The 26,050-nt window shown below is 60.9% G+C and carries 23 protein-coding genes; 4 read left to right on the top strand and 19 right to left on the bottom strand.

Annotated elements, in window-relative coordinates; genetic code table 11:
* Positions 1-570 precede the first annotated feature (570 nt).
* From CQR48_RS01025 to CQR48_RS01005, 5 genes are all read right to left on the bottom strand, one after another.
* Complete coding sequence (locus tag CQR48_RS01025; RefSeq protein ID WP_101451674.1) at positions 571-2,004, bottom strand: Fic family protein; 1,434 nt, start codon at positions 2,002-2,004, stop codon at positions 571-573.
* A gap of 681 nt (positions 2,005-2,685) precedes the next feature.
* Positions 2,686-4,560, bottom strand: a complete 1,875-nt coding sequence (locus CQR48_RS01020; RefSeq protein ID WP_180334494.1) for an ABC transporter ATP-binding protein — start codon at positions 4,558-4,560, stop codon at positions 2,686-2,688.
* A 90-nt stretch (positions 4,561-4,650) separates the two neighbouring features.
* The gene (locus CQR48_RS01015) at positions 4,651-6,546 is read right to left on the bottom strand and encodes an ABC transporter ATP-binding protein (protein WP_101451672.1); all 1,896 of its coding nucleotides are present in this window, start codon (positions 6,544-6,546) and stop codon (positions 4,651-4,653) included.
* Positions 6,547-6,762: 216 nt separating this feature from the next.
* Complete coding sequence (locus CQR48_RS01010) at positions 6,763-7,392, bottom strand: MarR family winged helix-turn-helix transcriptional regulator (RefSeq protein WP_015449684.1); 630 nt, start codon at positions 7,390-7,392, stop codon at positions 6,763-6,765.
* A gap of 1,045 nt (positions 7,393-8,437) precedes the next feature.
* Positions 8,438-8,788 (bottom strand): winged helix-turn-helix transcriptional regulator, encoded by a 351-nt coding sequence (locus CQR48_RS01005; RefSeq protein ID WP_244898865.1) that lies wholly within the window; start codon positions 8,786-8,788, stop codon positions 8,438-8,440.
* A 240-nt stretch (positions 8,789-9,028) separates the two neighbouring features.
* On the opposite strand from CQR48_RS01005, the gene CQR48_RS01000 reads away from it, so the two are divergent.
* The gene (locus tag CQR48_RS01000; protein WP_101451670.1) at positions 9,029-9,604 is read left to right on the top strand and encodes an NADPH-dependent F420 reductase; all 576 of its coding nucleotides are present in this window, start codon (positions 9,029-9,031) and stop codon (positions 9,602-9,604) included.
* A 169-nt stretch (positions 9,605-9,773) separates the two neighbouring features.
* On the opposite strand, the gene CQR48_RS00995 is transcribed toward CQR48_RS01000, so the two are convergent.
* The 4 genes from CQR48_RS00995 to CQR48_RS00980 form a co-directional block, all read right to left on the bottom strand.
* Positions 9,774-11,033, bottom strand: coding sequence for an OFA family MFS transporter (locus CQR48_RS00995; protein ID WP_101451696.1), 1,260 nt, complete (start codon positions 11,031-11,033; stop codon positions 9,774-9,776).
* 538 nt (positions 11,034-11,571) lie between these two features.
* A complete protein-coding gene (locus CQR48_RS00990; RefSeq protein ID WP_244898871.1) occupies positions 11,572-12,576 on the bottom strand; it encodes an aldo/keto reductase in 1,005 nt (334 codons plus the stop codon).
* A 264-nt stretch (positions 12,577-12,840) separates the two neighbouring features.
* Positions 12,841-13,314: a PhzA/PhzB family protein gene (locus tag CQR48_RS00985; RefSeq protein WP_015449679.1), complete on the bottom strand. Its 474-nt coding sequence runs from the start codon at positions 13,312-13,314 to the stop codon at positions 12,841-12,843.
* A gap of 43 nt (positions 13,315-13,357) precedes the next feature.
* Entirely contained in the window at positions 13,358-14,542 is a 1,185-nt protein-coding gene (locus CQR48_RS00980; protein ID WP_101451669.1) for an acyltransferase family protein, read from the bottom strand.
* A 642-nt stretch (positions 14,543-15,184) separates the two neighbouring features.
* Between CQR48_RS00980 and thiS the strand changes: the two genes are divergently transcribed.
* The 3 genes from thiS to CQR48_RS00965 all read left to right on the top strand — a co-directional run bounded on the left by thiS (position 15,185) and on the right by CQR48_RS00965 (position 17,324).
* Positions 15,185-15,379 carry a sulfur carrier protein ThiS gene (thiS, locus tag CQR48_RS00975; protein ID WP_044092658.1) on the top strand — a complete coding sequence of 65 codons (195 nt, stop codon included), beginning with the start codon at positions 15,185-15,187 and terminating at the stop codon, positions 15,377-15,379.
* A gap of 238 nt (positions 15,380-15,617) precedes the next feature.
* A complete protein-coding gene (gene thiF / locus CQR48_RS00970) occupies positions 15,618-16,331 on the top strand; it encodes a sulfur carrier protein ThiS adenylyltransferase ThiF (RefSeq protein WP_029576120.1) in 714 nt (237 codons plus the stop codon).
* Positions 16,332-16,421: 90 nt separating this feature from the next.
* The gene (locus CQR48_RS00965) at positions 16,422-17,324 is read left to right on the top strand and encodes a thiazole synthase (RefSeq protein WP_101451668.1); all 903 of its coding nucleotides are present in this window, start codon (positions 16,422-16,424) and stop codon (positions 17,322-17,324) included.
* An 895-nt stretch (positions 17,325-18,219) separates the two neighbouring features.
* On the opposite strand, the gene CQR48_RS00960 is transcribed toward CQR48_RS00965, so the two are convergent.
* From CQR48_RS00960 to CQR48_RS00920, 10 genes are all read right to left on the bottom strand, one after another.
* Entirely contained in the window at positions 18,220-19,863 is a 1,644-nt protein-coding gene (locus tag CQR48_RS00960) for an amino acid permease (protein WP_244898864.1), read from the bottom strand.
* 101 nt (positions 19,864-19,964) lie between these two features.
* Entirely contained in the window at positions 19,965-20,282 is a 318-nt protein-coding gene (locus CQR48_RS00955) for a hypothetical protein (protein WP_143252442.1), read from the bottom strand.
* Positions 20,269-20,793, bottom strand: a complete 525-nt coding sequence (locus CQR48_RS09425) for a helix-turn-helix domain-containing protein (RefSeq protein ID WP_101451666.1) — start codon at positions 20,791-20,793, stop codon at positions 20,269-20,271. The genes CQR48_RS00955 and CQR48_RS09425 overlap by 14 nt, the downstream gene beginning before the upstream one ends.
* Positions 20,794-20,916: 123 nt before the next feature.
* On the bottom strand, positions 20,917-21,213 hold the full coding sequence (locus CQR48_RS00945; protein WP_101451665.1) for a hypothetical protein: 297 nt from the start codon (positions 21,211-21,213) through the stop codon (positions 20,917-20,919).
* Positions 21,214-21,228: 15 nt separating this feature from the next.
* Positions 21,229-21,366, bottom strand: coding sequence for a hypothetical protein (locus tag CQR48_RS09075; RefSeq protein WP_180334481.1), 138 nt, complete (start codon positions 21,364-21,366; stop codon positions 21,229-21,231).
* Between the two features lie 43 nt (positions 21,367-21,409).
* Entirely contained in the window at positions 21,410-21,811 is a 402-nt protein-coding gene (locus tag CQR48_RS00940; protein ID WP_101451664.1) for a phage distal tail protein, read from the bottom strand.
* 205 nt (positions 21,812-22,016) lie between these two features.
* On the bottom strand, positions 22,017-22,781 hold the full coding sequence (locus CQR48_RS00935) for a hypothetical protein (RefSeq protein WP_218971653.1): 765 nt from the start codon (positions 22,779-22,781) through the stop codon (positions 22,017-22,019).
* 3 nt (positions 22,782-22,784) lie between these two features.
* Positions 22,785-23,162 (bottom strand): hypothetical protein, encoded by a 378-nt coding sequence (locus tag CQR48_RS00930; protein WP_101451663.1) that lies wholly within the window; start codon positions 23,160-23,162, stop codon positions 22,785-22,787.
* A 223-nt stretch (positions 23,163-23,385) separates the two neighbouring features.
* Positions 23,386-25,002 carry a coiled-coil domain-containing protein gene (locus CQR48_RS00925; RefSeq protein WP_101451662.1) on the bottom strand — a complete coding sequence of 539 codons (1,617 nt, stop codon included), beginning with the start codon at positions 25,000-25,002 and terminating at the stop codon, positions 23,386-23,388.
* Positions 24,999-26,048, bottom strand: a complete 1,050-nt coding sequence (locus tag CQR48_RS00920) for a hypothetical protein (RefSeq protein ID WP_143252441.1) — start codon at positions 26,046-26,048, stop codon at positions 24,999-25,001. Before CQR48_RS00920 ends, CQR48_RS00925 begins: the two co-directional genes overlap by 4 nt.
* Positions 26,049-26,050: the final 2 nt, after the last annotated feature.

The raw sequence follows: 26,050 nt of genomic DNA, 5'->3' as shown, positions 1-26,050 counted from the left end.
GACATCTGACGGGTTACGCATGCCAAGGCATACACGACTGGACAGAACCCCAACAACCAGCAAGCCACCAAGCACACACCCGGCAAATCACGCATGTCACGGCATACACAACTCGCAAGAAAAGTCCGCCAAGTAACCCCAGCTACGTACCATCCGCCTCGCCGCGTACGCCCCGACATACGCAACCTGACAGAACCACAACCACACCGCCATCCGGCATCAGCATTCGACACGCGACGCATGCAACGGCATACACAACGCGCGGAATCCCGCGCCCAATCGTTTCCAATCCAAGGCATTCGACAAGTTACGCATGCCCAGACATACACAACCAGACGGAAGGCGCAGAACAACTGCAGAATCTGCCGGCACCCGGCGGCTCACGCATGCCAAGACACACACAACACCACACTGACGGCATACACGGGCTGCCAGGCGCCGACTTCCGACACGCCTACGGCCGCAACGGCTACGGGGATAGACACGCCGCCAACCGTAAACGACTTCCGACACGCCTACGGCCGCAACTCCTACGGGAATGGTCAGCAACAACCGCAGACCGATACGCCCCTACTGCCGCCGAATCATCTCGGCGTATTCGTCCAGAGCATCCAGAACGCGACGCTCCTCCCAGACCCGCCCACGTTTGCCGCCAGACACTTCCACCAGCACCCCGGCGCGCTGAAGCTGGTCCACCGCACGCGTCGCCGAAGCTGCCGACACGCCCAAGACCCGCGCGACATACGGCACATTGACCACCGGCTGCTCCACCACCAGCGGCAACAGCCTCCAGCCAAGCGCGTTGCGCCGCAACGGCAGGCCATGCAGCCGGTCGGCATCATCATCGAGAATCGCGCTCAAGGTGTCGATAAGTTCCGTCCCCGTGTGCGCAGCGTATCGCGCGGCAGACGAGAAACACTCCAGAATCGGCCGCGCGTCGCCCTCCCGGTACGCAGTGAGCGCATCGAAATACCGCTCAGTATCATGCAAAATCCCGGCGGACACCGGCGGCGTTATGGTCGACGTCAAGCCCTTGCCGCGCAGCATAGCGTGAATCAGCGCCCTACCCACACGCCCGTTGCCATCAATGAACGGATGAATGGTCTCGAATTGCGCATGTGCGATGGCACATTGCGCGAGAATGGGCAAGTCGTCGCGGTCGATGAAGGCGACCAGGTCGGCCATACAATCCGGCACTTGGTCAGGCTGCGGGGCCACATGCGAGGCACCGCGCGGACCGGCGGAACTGACACCCACCCATACCAGCTGGTCGCGGTACCGGCCCGCGCGATCTTTCCACTCGTCGTTGCCGCCCAACAACGCGGAATGCATCGCAAGAATATTCGCTTCACTCAGATTCTGGGCGAATTCGAGCGCTGTTTCCATGGCCCGCACATTGCCCACCACCAGCGCGGCGTTGCCTCCCTGGGAGCCGTCAAGCGATTCTCGCGCAAGGCGTCGCGCACCCACGGTGAGGTTTTCTATACGCGACGATGACGTGGACTCGGTTCGCAGCAGCACCGCAGACAGCGGGCCCAAAGTACGCCCGCCAGCGCTGAACCGTTCGGCGGCGCGACTGTCGAATGCCACGAGCTGCTGCGTCGCTTCGTCGAGGTCGGCAGCAAGATCGGAGGGAATCGTCAGGCCGATTGCCGCGATACGCGCCGGACGGGTGGAATAGTAGTTTCCTGACGCTTTGCAACGCGCGGTGCGCGAATAGTATCCGTCATCCGATGGGGTCCAGTAGTGCCCTTCGAGCTCCACTGGGGGCACGCGGCACGGCTCCGGAGGAGCAGGTTGCGCAGCGTCCATCGGCGGTATGGTCTGCGCGATGTTCGCAGTAGGCATGGCATCCGCAGACGTCCCGGTGCTATCTGCATCACCAAAAGACAAGATGCTCTGAGCTTTGGTGTTCTGGGCCTTGATGCCCGGCTTCTTCACGGCGCCTGTCGTCGCGCGGTGCGATCCGTCGCCGGCGGGGCGGCTTGCATTGGTGGCAGTCATCGCATTCCTCTCGCCTGTGTTCACGCTACCTGTGTTCACACTATCGGTAGCGCCATTTCAGCGACATCCGATTCGCGCTCATTATCACTTATCCTGTAACTGATAATAATATCGTCCCTTATTATCACTTAGCGGCTAAGTGATAATAAGGGACGATGGAAACGACGTCAAATGCGAGACGCCGGGTAACACGCCAGACGCGACTGTCGGTCCGCCAATTCCGGGCGCCCAACCACCCACTTTGTGAGTGAATCCTCACACAACACGTCATCCGCGACTGTCAGACCGCCGATTCCGGACGCGCAACCCCCACTTTGTGAGCCAATCCTCACACAACACGTCATCCACACCCGCCAACCTGCCGGTTCCGGGCGCCCAACCACCCGGTTTGTGAGCCAATCCTCACACGGCGGTACCTGGACGAGCCGAATCGTCGTGTTGGTTCGATTGCACCCCCACTTTGTGAGCCAATCCTCACAAAGTGGGTGTTAGCGGGCGGGTTGTGGGTTAATTCGGCGGTTGTGGGTGCCGTTGTGTGAGTGGATCCTCACAAAGTGCGGTGCGTGGGATGTGTGGCGGGTTGATTTTCAGTCGCCAAGTGCGCATTGTGCAAGCGAATCCTCACACGGCAAGCGCCGGCGTCACGCGAGCCACTCAGCTCCGACGCCGGCCAGCCTCGCCTCACGCAACAAGCGAAGCGAACTGGCTGTTGTACAGGTCGGCGTAGAAGCCACCCTTGTCGAGCAGTTCCTGATGCGTACCACGTTCGATGATGTCGCCGTGGTTCATGACGAGAATCATGTCCGCGTTGCGAATCGTGCTCAGGCGGTGCGCGATCACGAAGCTCGTGCGGCCAACAGTCAACTGGTCCATGGCCTTCTGGATGAGCTCCTCGGTACGCGTATCCACCGACGATGTCGCCTCGTCGAGAATCAGAATCGGCGCATCCTGCACCATCGCGCGCGCAATCGTAAGCAGCTGCTTCTGTCCCGCAGACAACGCGGCCTTGTCGTCAAGCACCGTGTCGTAACCCTCAGGCAGCGACTCGATGAAGCGGTCAAGCCCCACAGCCTTCGCGGCGGCCCGTACCTGCTCGTCGGTCACGCCCTGCTTGTCGTACACGATGTTGTCGCGCACAGTGCCCTGGAACACCCAGGTGTCTTGCAACACCATGGAGAACTGGCGATGCACCTCGGATCGCGGGATGGACGCCGTCGGCACGCCGTCGATGCGGATTTCGCCGCCATCCAGCTCGTAGAAGCGCATAAGCAGGTTGACCATCGTGGTCTTGCCGGCGCCCGTCGGCCCAACGATTGCGACTTTCTGCCCGGCTTTCACGCTGGCGCTGAAATCATGGATGACCGGCTTGTCGGGCTTGTAGCCGAAGCGCACGTGGTCGAAGTCCACGTCGCCGCGAGCACGGTCGCCCAGCGCATCGCTCATATGCGCATGGCCTTGTGCCGCCTCGATTTGGGCACGATGCTCGGCGAAGCTGCCGGTCGCGTCGACACCCATTTCCGGCTCCCCGAGGAAGCCGAATACGCGCTCCGACGCCGCACCGCACCGCTGCAGGTTCTGCATGGCCTGCGCGAACTGGGCGAGCGGCTGCGTGAACAGGCGGATGTACATCATGAACGCCACGATGACGCCGAACTCGATGCGACCGTCCATCGCGAGCGCCGCGCCGACCACGCACACGGCCACGTAGCCGAGGTTGCCGATGAAGGTCATGAACGGCATCATGAGGCCCGACAGGAACTGCGATTTCCATCCGGATTCGTACAGGCTGTCGTTGTAGCGTTCGAACTGGCGGATCGAATCCGCTTCGCCGGAGTAGGCCTTGACGATCACGTGACCGGCGTACATCTCCTCCACGTGCCCGTTGGTCTGGCCGAGCGCGAGCTGCTGCTGGGCGAAGTACTTCTGCGAGAAGCGCATGATGAGCATCATGAGCACGAGACCGATGATGCTCACGCCGATGGCGGTCAGCGTCAGCGTGACGTTGTTGGCGAACATCATGACGAGCGCGCCGACGAACAGCGTGATCGACGTGACGAGCGCGCCGAGGCTCTGCCCCAGCGTCTGACCGATGGCGTCGACATCGTTGGTGATGCGGCTGAGCACGTCGCCGTAGCTCGTGTTGTCGAAGTAACGCAGCGGCAGGCGGTTGATCTTCTTGGAGATGTCGTCGCGCAGGCTTTGCGCGGTCCGCTGGCTGATGGTGGCCATGATCCAGCTTTGCGCGTAGCTGAGCAGCGCGTACCCGACGTACAGCGCGACCAGGGTGAACCCGATATGAGTGACGGCGTCCAGGTCGATGCTGTTGAGCACCGGCCTGCCGTGCACGATGGCGGGCAAGCCCTTGGTGATCTCGTTGGTGATGTCCTTGAGCTTGTCCGGTCCGACGATCTGGCAGACCGTGCCGAACGCGCCCAGAACGAGCGCGATGATGATGGCGGGCAGGTAGCGTTTGCTGTAGTGCGCGAGCTTGCCCATGACGGCATTGAAATCCTGCGGCTTTTCGGCCGCGCCCCGGGCTCCCGGCCCGTGACCCATTGGTCCTGGCATGTGAATGTTCCTTTCAGGAAAGCTAAGAAAGATAGCAGCTCCGGCGATTCGCGCCGGTTGTGCCACGCGCCGGCGGCGTCAGGAGGCGAGTTCGGCTTCGCTCAGCTGGCTTTCGGCGATCTGGCGGTAGACTTCGCAGTCACGCAGCAGTTCCTTGTGCGTGCCTTGGCCCACGACGCGCCCTTGGTCGAGCACGATGATCCGGTCGGCGTCCATGATCGTGCCGATGCGCTGGGCGACGATGAGTTTCGTCGCGTCCCCGGCCTCGTGGGCGAGCGCCTCGCGCACATCGTGGTCGGTGCGGAAATCAAGCGCGGAGAAGGAATCATCGAAGACGAGGATTTCAGGGTGCCGCCATACGGCCCGCGCGATCGACAGGCGCTGCTTCTGCCCGCCGGACACGTTCGTGCCGCCTTGGGCGATCGGCGCCTCGTAGGTGCCGTCCATGCGGGTGACGAATTCATCGGCCTTCGCGACGGCCACGGCCTGGCGTACGTCTTCCATCTGCGCCTCGCTCAGCGTAGTGCCGTGCTCGGATTCCGCGAGCAGCGCCTTTTCGCGTGCACGCCCCTGCGGGGTGGAGGTGTCGGCGATCTCGACGTCCGCCATGCTCTCGCCCGCCGGCAGTACGCCGGCCTGGCTTTTGTCACCGAACGCCACGTTCGAGGCGACGGTTCCCTTGAACATCACGGACTGCTGCGGCACATAGCCGATCTTGTCGCGTAGCGATTGCAAGGTGTAGTCCTTCACGTCCACGCCGTCGACGAGCACCTGGCCGTCGGTGGCGTCGTAGAAGCGCGGCACGAGGTTCACAAGCGTGGTCTTGCCGGAGCCGGTGGAGCCGATGAAGGCGACGGTCTGGCCGGGCTGTGCGGTGAAGCTCACGTGTTCGAGCATGGGTTCGCGCGCATCAGGGTAGGTGAAGCTCACGTCGCGGAATTCCACACGTCCGCGCACCAGTGTGCCGTCCGCGTTCTTCGCACCCTCCGTGCGCGTGCCGTCGGTGACATGCGGCTCGGTGTCGAGCACCTCGAGGATGCGCTTGGCCGAGACGTCCGCGCGCGGCCACAGCACGAACACCATGCTCATCATGAGGAAGCTCATGATGACCTGGATGGCGTAGCTGGAGAACACCACCATGTTGGAAAACAGCGTGAGCTTGTCCATGAGGCCGGCCGCGTCGATGAGGTACGCGCCGATCCAGTACACGGCGAGGGTCAGGCCGTTCATGACCGTGTTCATGAGCGGCATCATGATGGACATGGCACGGTTTGTGAACAGCTGGGTTTCGGTCAGGTCGCGGTTCGCCTTGTCGAACTTGCCCTGCTGGTAGTCCTCGGCATTGTAGGCGCGCACCACGCGCAGGCCGGTGAGGTTCTCGCGGGCCACACGGTTGATGTTGTCGGTCAGGGCCTGCATGCTGCGGAATTTCGGCATGACCATGGCCATGATGATGGCGACGGCGCCCATGACCAGCACGAGCGACACGCCTGTCGCGGCCGTCCATTCGACACCTTTGCCGGCGATCTTGGCGATTGCCCACACGGCCATGATCGGCGACTGCACGAGCATGAGCAGGCCCATAGTGAGGAACATCTGGATCTGGGTGACATCATTGGTGGAGCGGGTGATAAGGCTCGCAGTGGAGAAGCGGTTCAGCTCCTCGGGACCGAAGGACTCCACGCGGCGGAACTGCATGGAGCGCAGACGCTGGGTGAAGGATGCGGAGACGCGAGCCGTGATGAAACCGACGGCGACGGTCGTGAGCATGGCGCCGAGCGCCACGGCGAGCATCTTGCCGCCGGCGACCCACACGTCGTGCATTTCGCTGTTCGGGGTTTCCACGAGCCGGGTGATGTCGGCCATGTAGTCGGGCAGCTTGAGCTGGAGCCAGACGCCGGCGACGATGAACAGCAGGCCGACGAACAGCTGGAACCATTCGGCCTTGGAGAGGTATTTGCAGATTCGTATCACAATTGGTCCTTTCGGGGACGTTGGTTGGAAACGTGTGTTGCGGCTGGTGCGCCGGTTTGCGACGTAGCCGGAAAGCGGGAGGCCGTGATGCGGCAGGAGAGCCGGGCTGGACTGAGCCGAGCTGAGCGGATCTGACCGGCTGGGGCTGGGTGGGCGCGGGCAAGCGGGTCGGTCGCCCTGGCGTCTTGGTGTTCTGGTGTCCCGGCGTCTCGGCGCTTATGCGGAGACGCGAACGGTGTCCGCGGGGTCGTCGTCTGCAGCGGTATCGTCTGGCGTGTCACCCGGATGCGGTGCGGCAGCAGCGACGCGGGCGGTTTGGGCAGCTTGGGCAGCGACATTCACGCGGTCCGTCGCAGGGTCGTAGGGGATGCCGGCACGCTCGAAGGCTTTTGCGATGGCGGCCTCGCCTGGGACAGGATCGTCCGGCCCGCACAGGCTCATGTAGGTGATGAACCGTGTCAGCAGGTCAAGGAACTGCTCAGTGCGCCGTTCCCCCATCTGCCCGAACACCCAGCGCATGCGGTCGTCCATGGCTTGTTTGTGCAACTTGACGAGCCGTTTGCCTTCCGGCGTGATGCGCACGATGACATGCCTGCGGTTATCCGGGTCGATGGCGCGGGTGACGAGACCCTTCTTTTCCAGTGCCGACAGAATCGCAGAAATGCGGCCTGGACTGTTGCCGGTCGCATCGGCGAGCTGGCTGGGCGTGCACTCCCCTTTGATGGCGAGTACGCGCATAACCGCCGGTTCACCGCGATGGACACGATTCATGTTTTCCATCATGGCCGATTTGCCATCGGTCATGATTTTGTGCATTCGCTCGAATGCGTCATCTTCGAATGCCATCCGGTCTCCTTTCTGGCGTTGGTGCGGGTGTCTTTGCATTGACGCGGACACTATTGCGTGGGCAGGAGCGTCTCGACATCAATCTGCATCGTTTATACCCTTCATATTTTACGGTGTCAAATATTGACGCTAGCAAATATGCCTTAAGAGAAGCTGAGTGCGCAATTCGGGCGGGGAGCAGACGGCCGGGGCGCGCGGACGGGCAGGGCGCAGACGGGACAGAGAGCAAACGAGGACGGATCAAGTCCAAGCGGCAGAATGTGAGGATTCACTCACAAAGTGACAGCGCCAACCACCTAAACCAGCCAGCAGAAGGTGCTAGAGGATCATCATGTGAGGATTCACTCACAAAGTGGCCAGTCAAGCAGCTCAGAGAGGGAGTTTTCCCAGGAGGAAGGCCATCGTGCGAGGATTGGCTCACACACTGACGGCACAAGTGGCCCCGGGAGCGCGATTCGTGCAGGAAAGTCGCCATCGTGCGAGGATTGACTCACACATCGACACCCACAACCAACAGAACCAGCCAGCAGAAGGTGCTAGAGGATCATCATGTGAGGATTCACTCACAAAGTGGCCGGTCAAGCAGCCCAGAGAGGGAGTTTTCCTAGGAGGAAGGCCATCGTGCGAGGATTCACTCACACAACGATCTGCCGGACAGCCCAGAGAAGAAGAGTCGGCCGTGCCGGAGGTCATCGTGTGAGGATTCACTCACACACTGACGGCACAAGTGGCCCCGGGAGCGCGATTCGTGCAGGAAAGTCGCCATCGTGCGAGGATCGACTCACACATCGACACCCACAACCAACAGAACCAGCCAGCAGAAGCAGCCCAAGGGGCATCGTGCGAGGATCGACTCACACAGTGACCGGGAAGGCAGTCCAGAGGAAGGAGTCTGACCGGGAAGATGGTCATTGTGCGAGGAATTCCTCACACAATGGCGCCGGCAATCATGAAATTAGCTAACCGCACCATCCGACACCGCCGCACCACCCGGCGCAGCCACACCAGCCACCCCAGCCGACGAACCAGCTACATCATCCCCCGCCTACCGAGCATCGACGATTTCATCAAGCGCGAGATACAGACTGTCGAACAATTCCAAGCTCTGCCGGGCAATCTGGCGCCCCGGCTCGGTCAGCGAATACGTGCCGGCGGCGTCATCCTTGGCAATCAACCGATCCTCAGCGAGCGCACCCAACGTCGCGGACAGCATACGGTCGCTGATGCCATCAACCCGCTCACGAATCTGCCCGAAGCGCAACGACCCATCCAGCAGCGACGCGAGCACAAGGATGCTCCAGCGGCGCGTGACGTCATTCAATAGTTTGCGCGACGGGCACACCGCAGCAAAAACGTTGAAATGATGCGGATTCTTCGGGTTCTCAGAGGAAGTCATGCCATCCATTGTACCGACGACACGCCGTATGCGCTAACAAAAAGTTAGTGGTAGCATCATCTCAACGCTAACAAATTGTTAGTTGTTCCGCAGCATCACACACACGGATGCGATGGACACAAGCAACAACAAGCGAGCACAAGCAATGCGGCCAACACAGTGGACGCAAGACCACCGCGGACACACCGCAACCAGAAACACAGCGGGCGGCACACATCCGCCGACACGAAAGGAACCACCATGGCAACCATCACGATCTTCGGCACCGGCAACATGGGAACCGCAATCAAGAGCGTCTTCGAGGACGCCGGCGCAACCGTCCAGTCGCTCGATTCGCACTCCGAGAACCCGACCATCGAGGGCGACATCGTCGTGCTCGCCGTTCCCTACCCGGCCCTCGCGTCCATCGCCGAGCAGTACGGCGACCAGCTGGAAGGCAAGACCATCGTCGACATCACCAACCCGCTGGACTTCTCCACCTTCGATTCACTCGTCGTGCCGGCGGACAGCTCCGCCGCCGCCGAACTGCAAGCGAAACTCCCCAAGTCGCACGTGCTCAAAGCGTTCAACACCGTCTTCGCTGCGAATATCGCCTCCAAGAAGACCGGCGACACCCAGTCCACCGTGCTCGTCGCCGGCGATGACGACGCCGCCAAGACCGCGTTCATCGACCTGGTGAAAGCGGGCGGCCTCGACGCCATCGACACCGGCTCTCTGAAGCGCGCACGCGAACTCGAAGCCTTCGGATTCCTGCAGCTGGCCCTCGCCGTGCAGAAGAAGATCAGCTTCACCGCCGGTTTCGCCGTGTACCGCTGACACCGCTTGCGGTTTTCGCAGCCCAAACAGCGCGCGGAAAACGCTTCACATATTCGGCAGGCCGTCTGCATCCCGCAAAGTACGGGGTGCAGACGGCCTGTCTGTTGTTACCGGGCGAGCGCCGACGACCGCGAGCGGCCACCGGCGCCAGTTCGAGCATTCACACTATTCACACCGCAACGTTCACGACATCGCGGTCATCCGCGGATTTGCGATCACGCATGACCAGCAGGATTGCCACCAATGCGACCGCGTACAACACGGCGAGCACCGGAATCAGGCCAGCGTAGCGGTGCGATTGGTCGGCGGCGTGCGTGACCACGAAGGACGCCAGCTGATTGCCGGACAATCCGGCGAACGCCCATGCGCTCAACGCGAGCCCGTGCACCGTCGAAACCGAAGACATGCCGAAATGCTGCTCCAACAGCACCGGCAGCGTGGAGAAACCGCCGCCGTACCCCGCGTTGACCAAGAACAGCATCACGAGAATCATCCACAACGTGCCGTTGTCAATCGAATGGAACACCACTTGCAGCAGGCAGACGACGACCGACATCACGAAAATCACCACGTAGCTGGTTTCACGGCGACGGCAGTGGTCGGACAGCGTGGAGAAGCCCAGTCGGCCGACCGCGTTGAACACCGCGTCAACCGCCAGCACCGTGCTGATTACGCCGGCGGTCGCAGTCGCAAACGCAGCAGCATCAAGCCCGGCGAAGCGCGGCATCACCGCAAGCGCATCATGCAGAATGTCCTTTTCCTGCGAAATCAGCGCGAGGCCACACGTGATATTGAGATAGAAGGCAAGCCAGATCGCCCAGAACACGGGTCGACGCATCACCGTGCGACGCCTGACACGCGCGGCGGCGGAGTACACGTAGCCTGCGGGACGGCGAATCAGCAGGAATCCGGCGAACATCATGATCGCGTACACCACGGCAAGCACGTAGAACATGTTCACAAGACCGACGGAGGCGATGAGCCAGGTCATCACCGGGCTGGCGATCGCCTTGGCGAGGCCGAAGCCAGCGACCGCGATGCCCGTGGCCAGGCCTTTGTTGTCGGAGAACCACAGCATGAGGTTCTTGACCGGCGTGAGATATCCGACGCCCAGACCGACGCCCATAATCGCGCCATAGCAGATGAACACGCCGGGAAGCCAGCCGGCGGCGATACTTGCACCCGTGCCGGCGAATCCGGCGACAAAACAGACCAGGCTGATCAGTGCGGAGCGGCGGATGTCCTTTTCCACGACCGGTCCCAAGAACGCGGCGGACATGCCGAGGAAGAAGATTGCGAGCGAGAAGCCCCATTCGATGGTGCTCGGCGCGACGTGCATCTGGTCGGCGATAAGCTGTTTGAACACGCTCCAGCAGTAGACCGTGCCGATGGAGATGTGGATGAGCAGCGCGGGGACGACCGCGCGCATCCAACGATTGTCAAGGCGGCTCGGGGTGCGGGCCGCAGGATTCGGCGCGACGGGCGCGGCGCCGGACGGGCGGGTGGATGATGGTGAAATCAGCTGGGTGGTGGTTGCCATAACTTCCTCTCCGCAGCGAGTGCAGAGATGTTCGGTTAACACCTCCGCATCCCTGCCCGCACGACTGTATCAGGCTTTTTCCGCGGGCGCAGGAATGTGAGTGGCGTCACATGCGAACAATCGAAATGTTCGTTTCCGTGATGATTTCCGGACTGATTGTGCGGTGCTGCGCGGTTCCGACGAGCGATGATGTTCAGTTGCGATTGAGGGCGGCGTGTCCGGCAAACCGGCGGCCGACAGGCAGAACATCCCGATTTATACGGACTTATACACCGCTATACGGCGCTATACATTCCTATACACCGCTATACAACGCTATACACTGCGATACTTTTCTATACTCGTGGCAAATATGGCAGAAACACACCCATCAGTAAAGTCGCAGCATTCCCTCAGATTACGCACGACCGTGACTGGCAAACCAGCATCACATTCCAGCAGCCATCGCCTGCCGGCGGGCGGCGACAGAGGCGTTGAGGCGGGCAAGGTCGTCCGGGGTGAGTTCGAGCCGCGTGGCAGCGAAGGAATCGTGGATTTCCTGCGGGTTGCGGGCGCTGGGGATGGTGAACAGACGCGGATATTGCGCCAGCTCCCAGGCGAGCGTCACCCGCTGGTGGGAGACACCAAGTTTCGCGGCGACCTCGCGGAACGGGTCGTACGCATGCTGATCAACCGGGTCAAGAAACCCGCCGAGCGGGCTCCAGCACACGAACGCCAATCCAAGTTGTTCGCAGTATTCCAACGTATGTTCCGGGTCGGGGTGCGACGGCGAGAACTGATTTTGCACGGCGATCAGCTTGTCGCCAAGTATGGCACGCGCGATATCAATCTGCTCTCGGTTTACGCGCGAGATTCCGGCATATCTGATGACGCCCGCATCCAGCAAATCGCGCAGCGCTCCGACCTGGTCGGCGTACGGCACCGCCGGATCCGGGCCGTGCGAATACAACAAATCAAGCGCCTCTACACCGAGATGCGCCGCCGATTCCTTCGCGTCACGAATCATAGTTTCCGGCCGTGAATCCGCCATCCAACCGTAGCGACTGCCGACAGCCTGCAAATGCTGACGGGCCGGCTTCGCGGTGTTCTTCGCGTCGGGTGTTTCACGGGAAACATCAGCCGCGGAGGCCCCAGAAGCACCGGAAGCACCGGCCTTCCCGCCGGCCGCAACCGCCTCGCAGGTGCGCCGATACCCAGTTTTTGTGGCGACCAGAACGCGCTCACGCGGGCCATCCCACGAAGCGAGCGCGTCGCGAACCAACCGCTCGCCATACCCGAGGTCTTCCGGCTCGCCGGTTCCCGGACGGCTGGGCAGATAATATGACCACGCCGTGTCCAAATACCGGACACCTTCATCAAGCGCCGCATGGATTGTCTCAATGGCGGTCTCACGATCTGGACGCCCCTCGATCGCGAGCGCCATCGTCCCCATGCCAATGCGCGGAATCTCAAATCCCGCAAGCCGCCCGTCGCGTACGCTGCGCAGGTCACGTCCGCCGTTCGCGTCACGTTCACCCTTCGCGTTACGCACGCCGTCCACCGCACCCAAATCGCCAGTATCGCCCGAATCGCTCCGATTATCCATCTCGCCCATTCGCCTCACCTCGCCGTTCTTCCGCTGTTTCCGCGCCGCCTCCAAGCGCCGCCCGATGTCTCCCGGCGCCACGGCATTCCGCCGCCGTACGTTCCGTCCCGCTCAGTCGCTCGGGAAATCACCGAGTTCAATCGTTGGGGTCTGCATGCCCAGCGCCCGCATCTCGACAATCGGGTTCATGAACTCACGCTCGCGGTAAATCAGCCCGTCTCGCATTTCGAACGAATAAATGAAATGGTTGCGGTAGAACACCGGGTCATGGCCAGGCAGATTGATGTTGCCCTCGCCATCGCACTCGGCCCACACACGGTCGGGATCATCGGTTGTCCAAATAGTGATATTGCTCCATGCCCAATCAGGGAAATGCTCCGATGACCACACGTCGTATTTCGCGATATTCTCACGTCCCTGGGCGAAAACCGGCTCCCCGGAATCCGATGTCCACAATCCGGAAATTCCATCCTCGCAGAACAGCTCATGCCGGTGCAGCAGCGCGTCACCATGCCCGGAATGCAGGTACTTATCCACCACCGCGCGGTTGTGCTCGCGCCGGGTCTGATCGTCTTCGAAAGTCATACCACCACTGTCCACACCGCGCCGGACAAGCCAAGTAATCCCCTTATCGCCGAATGTTCACGCTGCCGAAAGACTGCCAGCGTACCGGACGCCTGATTATCACGGAATACAGCCACGACAATGCAAGCGACACCGCGATAACGATGGCCATATATGGCACGGAATCTATCAGGACCCCAACATCGAACTTGGCAATCACCACTTGCACGGCAAGCATAGCCGGACGGTGAATGAGATAGAAATACGGGCTCAACGCAGCCAAGAACATCATCATGCGGCTGTCGAGCATCTGGGTCATTGCACCCTGCGTATGCGCAAACGACCAGATGAGCAATCCGGCGGTCATCGTAAACGGCAACAGCTCCGAATACCAAACGCCGTCATGCATGATCCGGTACCCAACCCAGTCATCTTTACCATGATGGGCAATCTCGAACAGCAGGTTCGCCAGCATCATCAGCACCACTGCAAACAGTTGCATCATGCTGGACTGCATATACCCGTCACGCACACTCTCATGTGGCGATTCCTGCGTTCTGACGAACAGATACCCCAACGCACACCCAATCATAAAATCAGGGATACGTGCCGGCGGGAAAATATACATGAACCAGAATCCGAGCGTTTCTCCCCCGACCGGGTGAGGGAAACAAGTGCTCAGCAACCCGAAGATGACTTCCACAGCCAACATCACAGTGATAACCGCCATCGCGCGACGACGTGTCTGCCGCAACGGCAGCTCCGACTGCCGTTCAAACCAGCGTAGAATCCACGGAAACAGAAAATACAGGAACAACAAATCGCTCAGAAACCATGACACCGAATTCGCGCCCCAGAACGTACTCCGGACAGGAACCCACGACTGGACCAACAGCATACTAGCAGGAATCGCTGCGATATCCTCCGGATGCAACTGGTTCGGAGGAATTCTCATAATCACCACCATCAGGCAGATCATCGCGACATGCAACGGGTACAGCCTCCACAGCTTATGCACCGCGAATCGAACGTTCGCAACTAACGACGGTTCAGCCAACCTGTGCTTGCCAAGATACTGATATACCAGCACGAAGCCGGACAGCATGAAGAATATCGTGACAGCGGACGACCCCAAAGCATCCAACCCATCGATCAAGGTATGGGTAAGGAACACTCCGGCGCACGCCACTGCACGCAACACTTGCAATCCCGGCAATTGGCACCGATGACCGGAACAATCGTTCGTCATGGAATCCACTTTCCTCACACGTCCTCGTCTCTCAGCCGAATCCTATCTGCAAGCGGTCACAATCATCTACCAACGACCGAGAGCAAAATAAGCACGGGCAGACGCGACAGATGGACAGCACCGCGGATGCAATGCACTCACAACACACACCGCCGGACAAGCTGTTCCGTCTTGTCCGGCATCTTGGCCAGCGCTTGTCCGGGGGCGTTGCCTAGGATGGCCTCACAACCGAACGGGAGCCCGCAAGGGCTGAGAGGAAGCCACGACTTCGACCGTCAACTTGATGCGGGTAATGCCGCCGTAAGTATGCGATTGTTCGTTCCGTGATTTTCCCTTGGCGTTTGCCCAATCCCCGATGATTCGACCGACGGTCGGACGGCGTGCGTACGCTTCCTTCCCCGTCGCGAGCGCGGCGCCATCATCATCGTGCCGAACGCGAATCAGACGGATCCTGTTCGCGACAATAAACACATAACAGAACAAGCATGACCGGGTCATGAAGGAGCGCACCGCCCAATAGGTACGATTTCTTCAGTGACCCGTTTTTTATTGCCTTTCGAGGCCAGGATGCCGGTTTGCGGACGCGCTTGCGCCCGGTCGGCGGACAGCCACGGACGAGCAGCACCAACGGGAAGGATCATCATGATCGTCAACGGACAGCAGGAGACGCTCGACACGCCAATCAGCGTCACCGAGCTCATCGAGCAGCGCGGACTGCGCCCCGAGCGCGTGGCAATCGAACTTAACGGCGATATCGTGCCACGCAACAAACGCAGCGAAGTCATGCTGCACGACGGCGACACCGTCGAAATCGTCACCTTCGTGCAAGGCGGCTGAGCGGGTCGGGCGCCAACTAGCCGTCAAACCAGCCATCAGGCTTGTCGCCAGACTTGACGCCAGACTTGACGCCAAGCGGGTTACCAAGCCTATCGCAAGCTGTGGCTACGGCCAGTCATCAAATCCGGCAGCCACAGACCGCAGCAACCGCGACCACCGCTCCCAAATCACCATCGCCAATCCCAAACCAAGATCACCCCAATCACACAGCCAAACCACCAGACCACCAGAGCACACCATGACATTCACACCATCAGCAACCCCCGAACAAACCGCCGCACGACAGCAAGCCTTCGATGGCCTGCCCGACCCGACCACGCTCGTCAGCCGCGAGGAGATTCGTGCGGCCCTGCTCGACCGGCACACCGCCGCCACGCAAGACAAACTCGACGCCGCGCATGTGGCGATTTGCGGACTCGGCGGGCTCGGCTCGACCATCGCCGTCGCCTTGACGCGCATCGGCGTCGGACACCTGCACCTCATTGATTTCGACCGCGTCGACATGACCAACCTCAACCGCCAACAGTACTTCCTCAAGGATCTCGGCCAGTACAAAACCGAAGCGCTGCGAGCAAACCTCAAGCAGATCAACCCATTCACCGACATCACCATCGACACCGTAAAAGTCACCGACGAAAACGTGCCGACGCTGTTCGAGCACGAGGACATCATCTGCGAGGCGTTCGATGTGCCGGAAAACAAGACTCTGCTCGTCAACGCGGTGCTCGAAAATCTGCCGGACAAGAAACTCGTGTCCGCGAGCGGCATGGCAGGTTACCGCAGCTCGAACCTCGTGCGCACCAAGCGGGTGTCCAGGAACTTCTACTTCTGCGGTGACGGCGAAACCGCACCCAAGCCGGGGGCCGGACTCATGGCACCGCGCGTCGGCGTGGTCGCCTGCCATGAGGCCAACATGATCACGCGGCTAATCCTCGGCGAAGAGGACGCATAATCGCGGCCTGTACGCGTGTCTGCCGGTTCGTCACAAACGGCACACCGACGGGCACGCATACACCACCAACTCACACACAGGAGCACACTCATGAGTACTACAACCGACAACGCAACAGCGCAAAACAACGCTGAACCCAGCCTCGACGAACTAGTCGGAACCGCGACCAACACCGCGATTCTGCCCGAGCCGGACGCGCACGCCTATGATTCCATCGCCACCGGCGAATCCGACCCGTTGATCCTCGGCGGGCACAAGTTCACCAGCCGGTTCATCCTGGGATCGGGACGGTACGATCTGAATCTCATCAAGGCGACCATCGAGAACGCAGGCACGCAGATTGTCACCATGGCGTTGCGCCGCTGCCGCACCACCGACAACAACCTGCTCGACTACATTCCCAAGGACATCACGATGCTGCCGAACACGTCCGGCGCGCGTAACGCAAAAGACGCGGTGCGCATCGCCCGGCTCGCCCGCGAAGTATGCCAGACGGATTTCGTGAAAATCGAAATCGAACATGAGACGAAATACCTGTTGCCGGACAACCGCGAAACCATCAAAGCCACGGAAATCCTCGCCAACGAAGGATTCGTCGTCATGCCATACATGTTCCCCGACCCGATTGCCGCACGGCAACTCGAGGAGGCGGGTGCCGCATGCGTCATGCCGCTCGGCTCGCTGATCGGCTCGAACAAGGGGCTGCGGATGCGCGATTTCATCGAAGTGATCATCGCCAACGCGCACGTGCCGGTGATTATCGACGCCGGTATCGGCCGGCCGAGTCAGGCCGCCGAAGCGATGGAAATGGGCGCGGACGCGGTGATGGCATACACGGCCATCGCGAGCGCCGGGAATATTCCGCTCATGGCGAGGGCGTTCAAGCATGCAATCGAGGCGGGGCGCGAGGCGTACCTGTCCGGGCTGGGCACGGTGACCGAAGGCCATGCCGTACCGTCAAGCCCGACGAACGCAGCGGATTACCTGCACTGAGCGCGCCGCTCAGGCATGTGGCGGTGGCAGTCACTCAACGCTGATTGTCCGCCACCGCCGCATGCAGAATCATGCCTTTGCCCATCCGGTTCAGGAAGTTGCGCTTGGCAGGCACCACAGATACGCGAGATACCCGTCAATCACTGAGTGCATTTATGTAAATCGTGGGTTAGGACCTATGTAAATCGTGGGTTAGGGTTTATGCAAATCATGGGTTAGGACTTATGCAAATCGTGGGTTAAGGTTAACGCAGATTGCCGGCTGGGACCGCCGACCGCATACATTCCACTCGACACAGCCGGCAAGTCGCAGTACGGTTTCTCATCGATTGCCGATTCACAACAGCGAGAACAGACCGGGCTGACAGACGTCAGCAGACAAGAAATTCCCGCACGAAGCATACGCGGCCGATGCCATCGGGCCATATGCCCGACTGAACTCACATGGACTGCGGGAGAACGTCCATCAGCCTGTCGCCAGAAGAACAACTCCCGGTTTTTCGTGGGAGATTATCACGAATACGCGAATCCGATGGTGTTCTCCCATATAGCTATTTCAGGGCAAATTCAAGAACCGCGGAATTCCAACATTCTCATTTGGGAGATATTGCCCAGAAGCACGCAATGCTCACAAACTCCCGGATTCGAGTGGGAAAACATCGGCGAATCGCAATATCCGCAACTTCTTCCGGGAGAACACCGCCCAAAAAATCGGACCGGCCTGAACTCCCAGATTCCAACGGAAAACATCATTCATTCAGCCGTCCGGTCAACCCAAATCAGCCCACCGGCACCGCCCGCAAGCCGCACCACGACCGCCTACCGCAGCGCCTCCTCCTGTGAGAGTGAGGTGGGCTGGCCGTGTTGCAGACGCCCGCAAGCCGCACCGCAACCGCCTACCGCAGCGCCTCCTGCAAGTCGCGATTCTGGTAGCGCTCGTGCAGCAGGCAGTATCCGCCGAACACCAGCAGCCACACCAGTCCGGCGATGGCCGGGCCGCGCGTGTCCGCAGCAAGGAACAGCGTCACATACACGAACACGAAGAACGCAATCGCGAGCGCATCGGTGAACCGGTAGGCGGGCATCAGGAAGCCGTCGACGATGAAGTCCGGCGAGCGACGATACCGTTCGTGCGCGATCATCGTGAGGATGTAGATGAAGATGATCACCGCGCTGGATGCGCTGGCGAACAGCACGAACGCACTGGACATCTTCGGGAACGCGTTGATGATCGGCGACAGGAGAATCAGCGCGGCGGATACCAGGATCGCACGGGCGGGCACGCGGCGGCTTGAGACGACACCAAGCTTGTTGAGCTGCGGCGACGGCGAGTCCACGGCGAGCTGGTACAGGTGGCGTCCGGCCGAGTAGAGCAGCGAGTTGAGCGCACTGGACGCGGCGGTGATCACGACGAAGAACACGAGCGCGGCGGCCCAGTCGAGGCCCGCGTAGCGGAACACCATGATGAACGGCGAGGCGAAGGAGCCGTCGGCGTTGGGCTTGAAGCTGCGCCACGGCACGATTACCATGATCGCCAGCAGCGCGCCCACGTAGAAGATAAGCACGCGCATGATGATCTCGTTGATTGCCTTCGGCAGCACTTTACGCGGGTTCTGGGTTTCGGAAACGGTGACGCCGACGAATTCGATCATTTCGTAGGCGAAGAACACCATCTGGAAGCTCATGAGAAAGGCCAGCCAGCCGTTGGGCGCGAAGGAGAAGCCGTTCCACAGGTTGTCGAAGCCGGCATGCCCGGCGGGGCTGACACCGTCCGAGCCAGGGATGTGGACGGACGGGTAGTGGTAGTGGATGACCACCATGACGACGGCGGTGACGATCATCGCGACGATAAGCGTGATCTTGATCATCGAGAACCAGAATTCCGCTTCGCCGAACGCTTTGACGGCGATGAGGTTGATGGTGGTGAGCGCCGCAAGGAAGCACAGCTCGATCAGCCATTTCCACGCACCCAGCTCGATACCGAAGGTGCGGAAGAACGTGACGAAATACGTGCTGACCGCTGTAATTTCGGTCATGCCGATGAGCACGAGAACGATCCAGTACGACCAGCCGGCGAATCTGCCCCAGCCGCGGCCGAGATACCGGTCGATGAAGTTGATGAAGGTGTGCTGGCTGGGGTCGCGGTACATCATTTCGCCGATGGCGCGCATGAGCAGGAACATGATCGCGCCGACCGCGATGTACACGAGGACGATGCTCGGGCCGGTGAGTGCGATGGATTTGCCGGAGCCGAGGAACAGGCCCGTGCCGATGGTGCCGCCGATGGCGATGAACTGCACGTGGCGGTTGGTCAGCCCGCGTTCCATCTCGTTGCCCTTGTCCAGGCTTTCGACGGAGGCGATGCGGGCGTTGTCGCGGGGCTCGGATTCAGTACCCGCCGGGCGGCTGGAAGCGCTGGCGGTGTGCGTGCTGCTAGGTTGCGTATGAGCGGTTTTCGCGCCGCTGGCCTGTGCAGCGTCCGCCTTCGCGCCGCCGACGTTCGCGTTGCTCTCAGAAGAGGAATGTTCAGAAGAAGTCATAATGTTCTCAACCCTACTCCTGTCCAACGGCAACCATACGCGCAACGATGCGTAACGGCGAATAATCGCATATGCAACGGCAAGCGCGCCATCGTGCATCATTACACAACGCTGCGGCGGTGCGGCTTTCCCTGGCGCATACCGCCGCGCAGCTGTGCGAAGGTCTGCTCAAGCTCGATAATGCGCCTGGCCTGACGCGCGATAACCTGACCGGAAACATCCGTGTGATGCGAAGCTTCATCGTCCTGTTGGGACGCCGGAGCGGCGCCATCGTGTTCATCCGCCGATGCCGTGTCAGCGGGCTGTTTCACCCCGAGTGTGTCAGCAAGTTGGCTGAGATTACGGTCAAGCCGTTGCCGGACGACCAGCGCGCGCTCGTACCGTTCGACAAGGCAGGCGATGATATCACGGTCGCTCATACGTTTGCCCGCTTGCGCCGATTTCATAGCGTCCGCTTTCCATCGGGCAACGCAACACTCGTGGCTTGGGGCGTTTGAGGCGGTGGGTGGCCATCTGCTGGGCGCGGTGCGGCCCGTACACGCCGCTGATGTCGTCGGCGTTGCGGCGCAGCTCGCGGCTGATGGTGCTGGGCGCCCTGCCGAGGGCCCGGGCGATGGCGCGGACGCCGCTGCCGGCGCGGTGCATGCCGGCGATGGCGATGCGCTCGTCCATGCACAGGCATCCGGCGTCGGTCCGCCTGGACTTGTCCATGTCACCACGGCACCGGTCCGAGAGCGGCCGCTCGTTGCGGCCGGTGGGACGTGTCCTGCCGTTACGCCAGACCTTCCCGGTGCGTTTGGACACACCGACCGCGCGGGCGGCCCGGGTGAAGTTCATGCCGCCGCGCACCAGGTCCAGGCACTTCACGCATCTCGCCGCCCGCATGTCCCGCAGATTCCCGTACTTGGTCCCGTCGAACTCGTACACCATGTTACGATTCCTTCCGAATCCCAGGATGTTGCGACGTTCACCAGAACCCGCCCCCTCCACCGCCCCGGTGGGGGGGGGAGGAGGAGAGGAGGAGGGCGATGGCGAGCCTCACGACCCTGCCGCTCAGACCTCGCAGGAGCACTCGAGTTCTCCATCCCACACCGACTTGACGAAATACACCGACTCGACGCGTCGGAGCGCCGCGAGCGCGTTCGTGTGGTAGAGGAGCGCCCCACGCCTGGCGTCGCCCACGCCGACCTCGCCGGGCGACCAGCGCGTGTGTGAGAGCACCGCGGCCATCGCCTGCGCGGCGGTCCTGCTCGCCAGCTGTTCCTCCTCCACGTAGTCGCGCAGGAGCTCGCAGAGCGACGACTCCGCGTACACGCGGCACGAGCCGTCCTCGGCCTCGTTGGTGCGCACGATCTCGTGCTCGCGCTAGGCGCCGGTCTCGGGGTCGCGCCACACGATCCGGTCGCCCTTGCCGGGCGCCTTCGCGCATGCCAACTCTAACGTGTCCTCGCCGCCCAGCTCCTCGACGTGCGTCACCGAGCCCAGGATGACGAGCACGCCCACGCGCTCGTCCCGGCGGTCGAACAGGTACAGGGTCGGAACCCCATCACGCCCACCTCTCCCGCCAAGAAGCCAGGTGAGAAGAGCAGCCCTCGAACGCCAGCGCGGCGCGCCCCGGCGCGAGGCCGAAGAAGTCGCTCCCCAGGGTCACGTCGGCCGTCGCGTCGGCGCCGTTCACCGCGGTCGTCTGGGTGCCGCAGTCGATGCGGACCAGGTCGCCCGCCGCGAGCGCGCGCGCCACCTCCAGGCCGGTGGCGCACTTCTCCATGTAATTCGTCACCCTGAAGTCGCCTATCGCGTAGCCGCCCACACGCCCCTCGCCGAACTCGACGAACGCCTCGGCGGCGGCGCAGCAGGCGCGCGCCCAGGCCTCGAGGTCGGCGGTCTCCAGGCCGTCGTCCGCGGCCCCGCCGCACAACTCGCGCACACACCTCAGGACGGCGGGCATGGCCTCCGAGAAGGACGCCGCGTCGAGGGAACCGCCGTACGAGTCCTGGTAGAAGGCGAAGGAGGGGGCCGGCCGCGGCAGCCCCGCCCACGACGCCCGATGCCTGCGGGAACACCATGGCGCTACGCCGCCGGTGCCGCGCTCACGGCCACGCCCGCGAGCTTGTTGTCCATGAGCTCCACGATGCCGTACTTGCGGCACTTCATCATGAAGCTGTCCAGGTTCTCCAGCTCGTCCGGGCTGAAGACCCTGCTCGCGACGTGCTTGTCGAACTTGATGACCGCGGACTTCTCCACGACCATGAAGTTGATGGCGCGCCCGTCCGCCGCCTTCGCGTAGCCGAACTTCTCAGAGTCGCCGGAGTTGAGGCTGATCTTCGTGTAGAAGCGCACCTGCGGCTGCTCATGTTCGGGTTCGCGAGCGAGTAGTCGTCGAGCACGCCCTTGAGCGTCGGCGTGATGAACAGGTAGCGCGATCCCGGCGTCACCTGGGCCTCGTCCATCGTGTTCGTCACTTTGCGCAGTGCCCCCAGCACGTCCGTCGTCTTGGCCTTCGAGAGGTCGGCCTCGGTCACCGAGACGCCCTCGTGCGAGGCGATGGTCGCGTAGGTGAAGGCATCGGCCTCCGGCGCCACCTGCGTGCGCTCAAGCTCGGCGCCCGCCTGCACGAAGCAGTCCAGGACGCCAGCCTCCTCGACGTCCATCACGTCGGCGAAGAGCTTGATGCCGCGGTCATAGTTGAAGGCCTTCGTCTCGTAGGCGAAGTCGATTGAGCCCGTCTTGTAGCCCACGTTGCGCGTGTAGTCGCCCAGGCCCGAGACGGAGATCTTCGGGATCATGATCTCCTTCGCGTTGCGCCCCGCGCGTGCCATGCGTGCGGGCGAGTTCAGGCACGAGCTCGTCGCCTCCCGCTGGTAGACGCGGTCGAGGATGGTCGCGTAGTTCTTGATAGCTGCGATGTTGTTGGCCATGCCTTAGCCCTCCTTGCCCTTGTCGGCGAGGCCTGCGATCCTCTCCCAGCGCTTCATGTACTGGTCGTCAGAGCCACCGGATGCGCCGGCCGGCTCCAGACCGGTGGCGCCGCCCTTGCCCGAGCCTCCGGCGTCGAAGAGCCACGGCTCGGCCTTCACGAGCGCGGCGACGTCGCCGTCGCGCTCCGCCAGGAGCGCCTTCGCGGCGGTGACGGAGCGGACGCCCGCGCTTCTGAGCGCGAACTCCGTGCGCTCTTCGGCGAGATGGGCCTTGAGGTCGGCAATCTCCTTGCCGAGCTTCTCCGTCGCCTGGAGCGCCTCGATCTCGGTGTCCTTGGCCTTGAGCTGTGCGACGTAGTCGGTGCCGTCGCCCCCGCTCACTTGGTCCTTCTGGGGCGCATGCTGGCCCTGCTTCTGCTGCGTGTCGACGTTCTGCTCCTACCCGTTCTGCTGCTGGTTCTCGCCCTGCTCGACCTGGCCCTGCGCCTGCTGCACGCCACTGGACTCACCCTCCATTGCGACCGCCTTTCCGCGTCGTGCGGACAAAGAGAAATGCCCGCACCTTCTAGGTACGGGCATTGTCTTGGGGTGTCACAAGAAGAGGTCAGCTGTTCAACTTGACCCCGAAGCAGGCGACCTTGGCCAGGAAACGTTCGTTGTCGTGGTCGGAAAGCAGCTTGTTCTGAGCGTAGCCAGTGTAGTCGATGTTGTTGATGCCCTCGCGCCCGCGGTACTTTCCAACCTCCTCGCCCTTGAGTGTGGCGCTAAAAATCACCTGGTTCGGAAGGTCGATGAACAGAGGCAGGGTCCTTTCCTCACGGCCGGTTGATAGCTCCTCGGCGCGGAATGAGTCGATAACAATGGGCATGCCATGATGAACGTGCGTGGCAAGCGAATAGGTTCGTGCAAGGTAGAACTCGGAGGATTCGCTACCGATATAGGGGTTCGCAGCAGTCGTGAAGAGGCCGGTGTATTCCTCAGCGGTGGGTTCATCGTTTATGGTACGGCGTACCACATTCATGGTTCCAAGCACGGAATCCCTGAAGGCTGCCCTGTCCTCAGAGAGCTGCCTGTCTACCTCTTTTGCCTCTTTTAGCTGCTCGTCGATGTCATCAATCTGATCGGAGACCTCGCTGAGCTCTCGATCTACCTCTTCGATATCGGCATAGTCTGTACGAGCGGCATAGATATCCTCCAAGGTCAGCTCTCTGGAGTCGGCCAGCATGTTGAACTGCCTCTGGAGCTCGCGAATCTCGCGGTCAAGGTCATCAATCTGTTGTTGGTAGGCGTCAATCTTTTGCTGGACACTCGCGAGGATCTGGGATCTCATCTCGCTCGTGGTGATGTCGAAGACAAAGTCCGAGCCCGGGAGCTTGTAGCCAATTGCCTCGGAGCCGCAGTTCAGACAGACCACGGAGCCGACCTCTATCTTACGGTTTAGAGACCTAAGCTCCTTTAGGACGGCCTGATTTTTGGCGCGACGTGAGTAGGCGTGACTGCGCTCGTTCATTAGACTGGTGATGGAGTTCTTCAGAGTGTTGAGCCGTTCGACAAAACGGGCGGTCTCCTCCCTGTCGGCTGTCGGACTGACCGCGGCAAGCGAGGTGCCGATCTTCCTTAGAGACGCCGCCTGCTTGTTCAGCTCGCCTTTCCGGGTCCTGAGAGCGCTCTTTCTGGACTTGAGCTCGGCGATAGCCTTTGGATCCAAAGTTCGAGCATTCAGCCCTTCGATGGAATAAACCATCTCCATGAAGTCATCTTTGTTGTAGTAACTCGTAGTGGTACGTGCAGTGTTTCTGCCTGCTTGTGGGACGAAGGACATCTGCGTGTAGAGAGGAAGCCCTACCAACCTTGGGCTGCCGTCCTTGATGATGGTCGGAAGAGGCGAGATGCGCTCGTTCCAGAAGACGTCGAAATCGCCCTTACCTTCAATTGGGGCGACTGCTCCATTATCGAGAACGACGAAGTAATCCTTGTTTCTAAGGATAGATACCTCACGCCCATCGACCTCAAGGTCAACAATGAAGACGTAGAGCTTGCTCTTGAAACTGGCCGGGAACTGCGCATCGGCACCCATCGCATACATGATGGCCTGCATGACGATGGTTTTGCCGACATGGTTCTCGTCGCTGGTGATGATGTTCACTCCGTTGCTGGTGAATCCGTCCTGTATGTAGGATTCTGTTTCGTTGCCTATGTAAACTGCTTTGATGTTGATCATGGGCGAAGTCCATCCTTGATAGTTGCAATGAAGTACAAATGCGATCGGCGAGTGAGGCGGGTGCAGGAGGCCAAGGTGTCATTGTCGATTCGGCTATAAACATCCTGGATATCGGCATCGGGTTCATCCTGTAAGACGGTCACAACCTTGTCCAGAAGCCGCCAGAAGGCGTCCTTGTTGTTCTTATCGAAGTACTGGAGATTAAGCTCGTTTCGACAATCCTCTTCAACATCCTCGGATCGCATTTCTGGTGGAAGCGAGTTGAGGTAGGGACGAAAGCTATCGGGAGAATCCTTCGTCAGGAAGTCCATGTTGAGAAGGCGCTGAATTACCAGCAGCCTTATTTGACGGGCCGACATGATGCGCCCAAAGTCCATGACGGCATCAGGCCTTCCTATGACCTTTCCCGCGATGCCCTTCCGATTCTTAAGAGATGACTGTTGGTCGCGTATCTGCCCGAAGATGTTTAATAGTGTCCTTCGGTCAGGCAAGATGGCGGAAGAGTTGTGGGCAAGGGCCCTGATGTATTCAGTTTCATCTTTCTTTGCGATGACAAATCTTACCCGGCTGAGGAAGTCATCGATATTGTCGTCGTTAATGAGCTCGTCGGGAATGTCATTATCCCTTTTCCGACAAGCCCGTTCTAGGTGGTCACGGACGCTGGCTTGGGCCTTAGGCTGAAGGTGGTGGAAGACGAACTCGGTAAGCGTAGGATCTTGGAGTGTTGTGGAGGATACGCCCCCTATGAATAACGTGAGTGTGACAAAGTACTGCGAGAACTCGCTCACGCAATTCTCGAAGAGCGTAGCGAGGTACTCACCTAGCTTGCCCGGGGTTATGTTTGTTCCAGCCTTTGATTGAACGTCATGCAGGGTAATGCAGGGGTTATCCATGCCCGTGACATCGTTGAAGCAGTCGATTGCAAACTGGTCGATTTGGTTGCATTCGGGGGCAAAGCACATCAAATGCAACAAGGCACAAGTCTCTGCCCTGTTGCCATCGGGCGTGCCCTTCTCTGTGGAGATAAATCGATACCCCATACTCATTC

Source organism: Bifidobacterium thermophilum (assembly GCF_002846655.1).
GTDB lineage: Bacteria > Actinomycetota > Actinomycetes > Actinomycetales > Bifidobacteriaceae > Bifidobacterium > Bifidobacterium thermophilum.
Note: the sequence above shows the minus strand (reverse complement) of the source record. Positions and strands in the feature narration are given on the sequence as shown.

Coding starts and splice junctions, on each gene's coding strand:
- CQR48_RS00980 (WP_101451669.1), bottom strand. CDS start 14,542: ATGACGAACGATTGTTCCGGTCATCGGTGCCAATTGCCGGGATTGCAA.
- CQR48_RS00955 (WP_143252442.1), bottom strand. CDS start 20,282: ATGAGCGACCGTGATATCATCGCCTGCCTTGTCGAACGGTACGAGCGC.
- CQR48_RS01000 (WP_101451670.1), top strand. CDS start 9,029: ATGGCAACCATCACGATCTTCGGCACCGGCAACATGGGAACCGCAATC.
- CQR48_RS01010 (WP_015449684.1), bottom strand. CDS start 7,392: ATGGCATTCGAAGATGACGCATTCGAGCGAATGCACAAAATCATGACC.
- CQR48_RS01020 (WP_180334494.1), bottom strand. CDS start 4,560: ATGGGTCACGGGCCGGGAGCCCGGGGCGCGGCCGAAAAGCCGCAGGAT.
- CQR48_RS00990 (WP_244898871.1), bottom strand. CDS start 12,576: ATGGGGACGATGGCGCTCGCGATCGAGGGGCGTCCAGATCGTGAGACC.
- CQR48_RS00920 (WP_143252441.1), bottom strand. CDS start 26,048: ATGAGTATGGGGTATCGATTTATCTCCACAGAGAAGGGCACGCCCGAT.
- CQR48_RS00940 (WP_101451664.1), bottom strand. CDS start 21,811: ATGCCCGCCGTCCTGAGGTGTGTGCGCGAGTTGTGCGGCGGGGCCGCG.
- thiF (WP_029576120.1), top strand. CDS start 15,618: ATGACATTCACACCATCAGCAACCCCCGAACAAACCGCCGCACGACAG.
- CQR48_RS00965 (WP_101451668.1), top strand. CDS start 16,422: ATGAGTACTACAACCGACAACGCAACAGCGCAAAACAACGCTGAACCC.
- CQR48_RS09425 (WP_101451666.1), bottom strand. CDS start 20,793: ATGGTGTACGAGTTCGACGGGACCAAGTACGGGAATCTGCGGGACATG.
- CQR48_RS00960 (WP_244898864.1), bottom strand. CDS start 19,863: ATGACTTCTTCTGAACATTCCTCTTCTGAGAGCAACGCGAACGTCGGC.
- CQR48_RS00985 (WP_015449679.1), bottom strand. CDS start 13,314: ATGACTTTCGAAGACGATCAGACCCGGCGCGAGCACAACCGCGCGGTG.
- CQR48_RS00995 (WP_101451696.1), bottom strand. CDS start 11,033: ATGCGCGCGGTCGTCCCCGCGCTGCTCATCCACATCTCCATCGGCACG.
- thiS (WP_044092658.1), top strand. CDS start 15,185: ATGATCGTCAACGGACAGCAGGAGACGCTCGACACGCCAATCAGCGTC.
- CQR48_RS01005 (WP_244898865.1), bottom strand. CDS start 8,788: ATGACTTCCTCTGAGAACCCGAAGAATCCGCATCATTTCAACGTTTTT.
- CQR48_RS00925 (WP_101451662.1), bottom strand. CDS start 25,002: ATGATCAACATCAAAGCAGTTTACATAGGCAACGAAACAGAATCCTAC.
- CQR48_RS01025 (WP_101451674.1), bottom strand. CDS start 2,004: ATGACTGCCACCAATGCAAGCCGCCCCGCCGGCGACGGATCGCACCGC.
- CQR48_RS00935 (WP_218971653.1), bottom strand. CDS start 22,781: ATGGCCAACAACATCGCAGCTATCAAGAACTACGCGACCATCCTCGAC.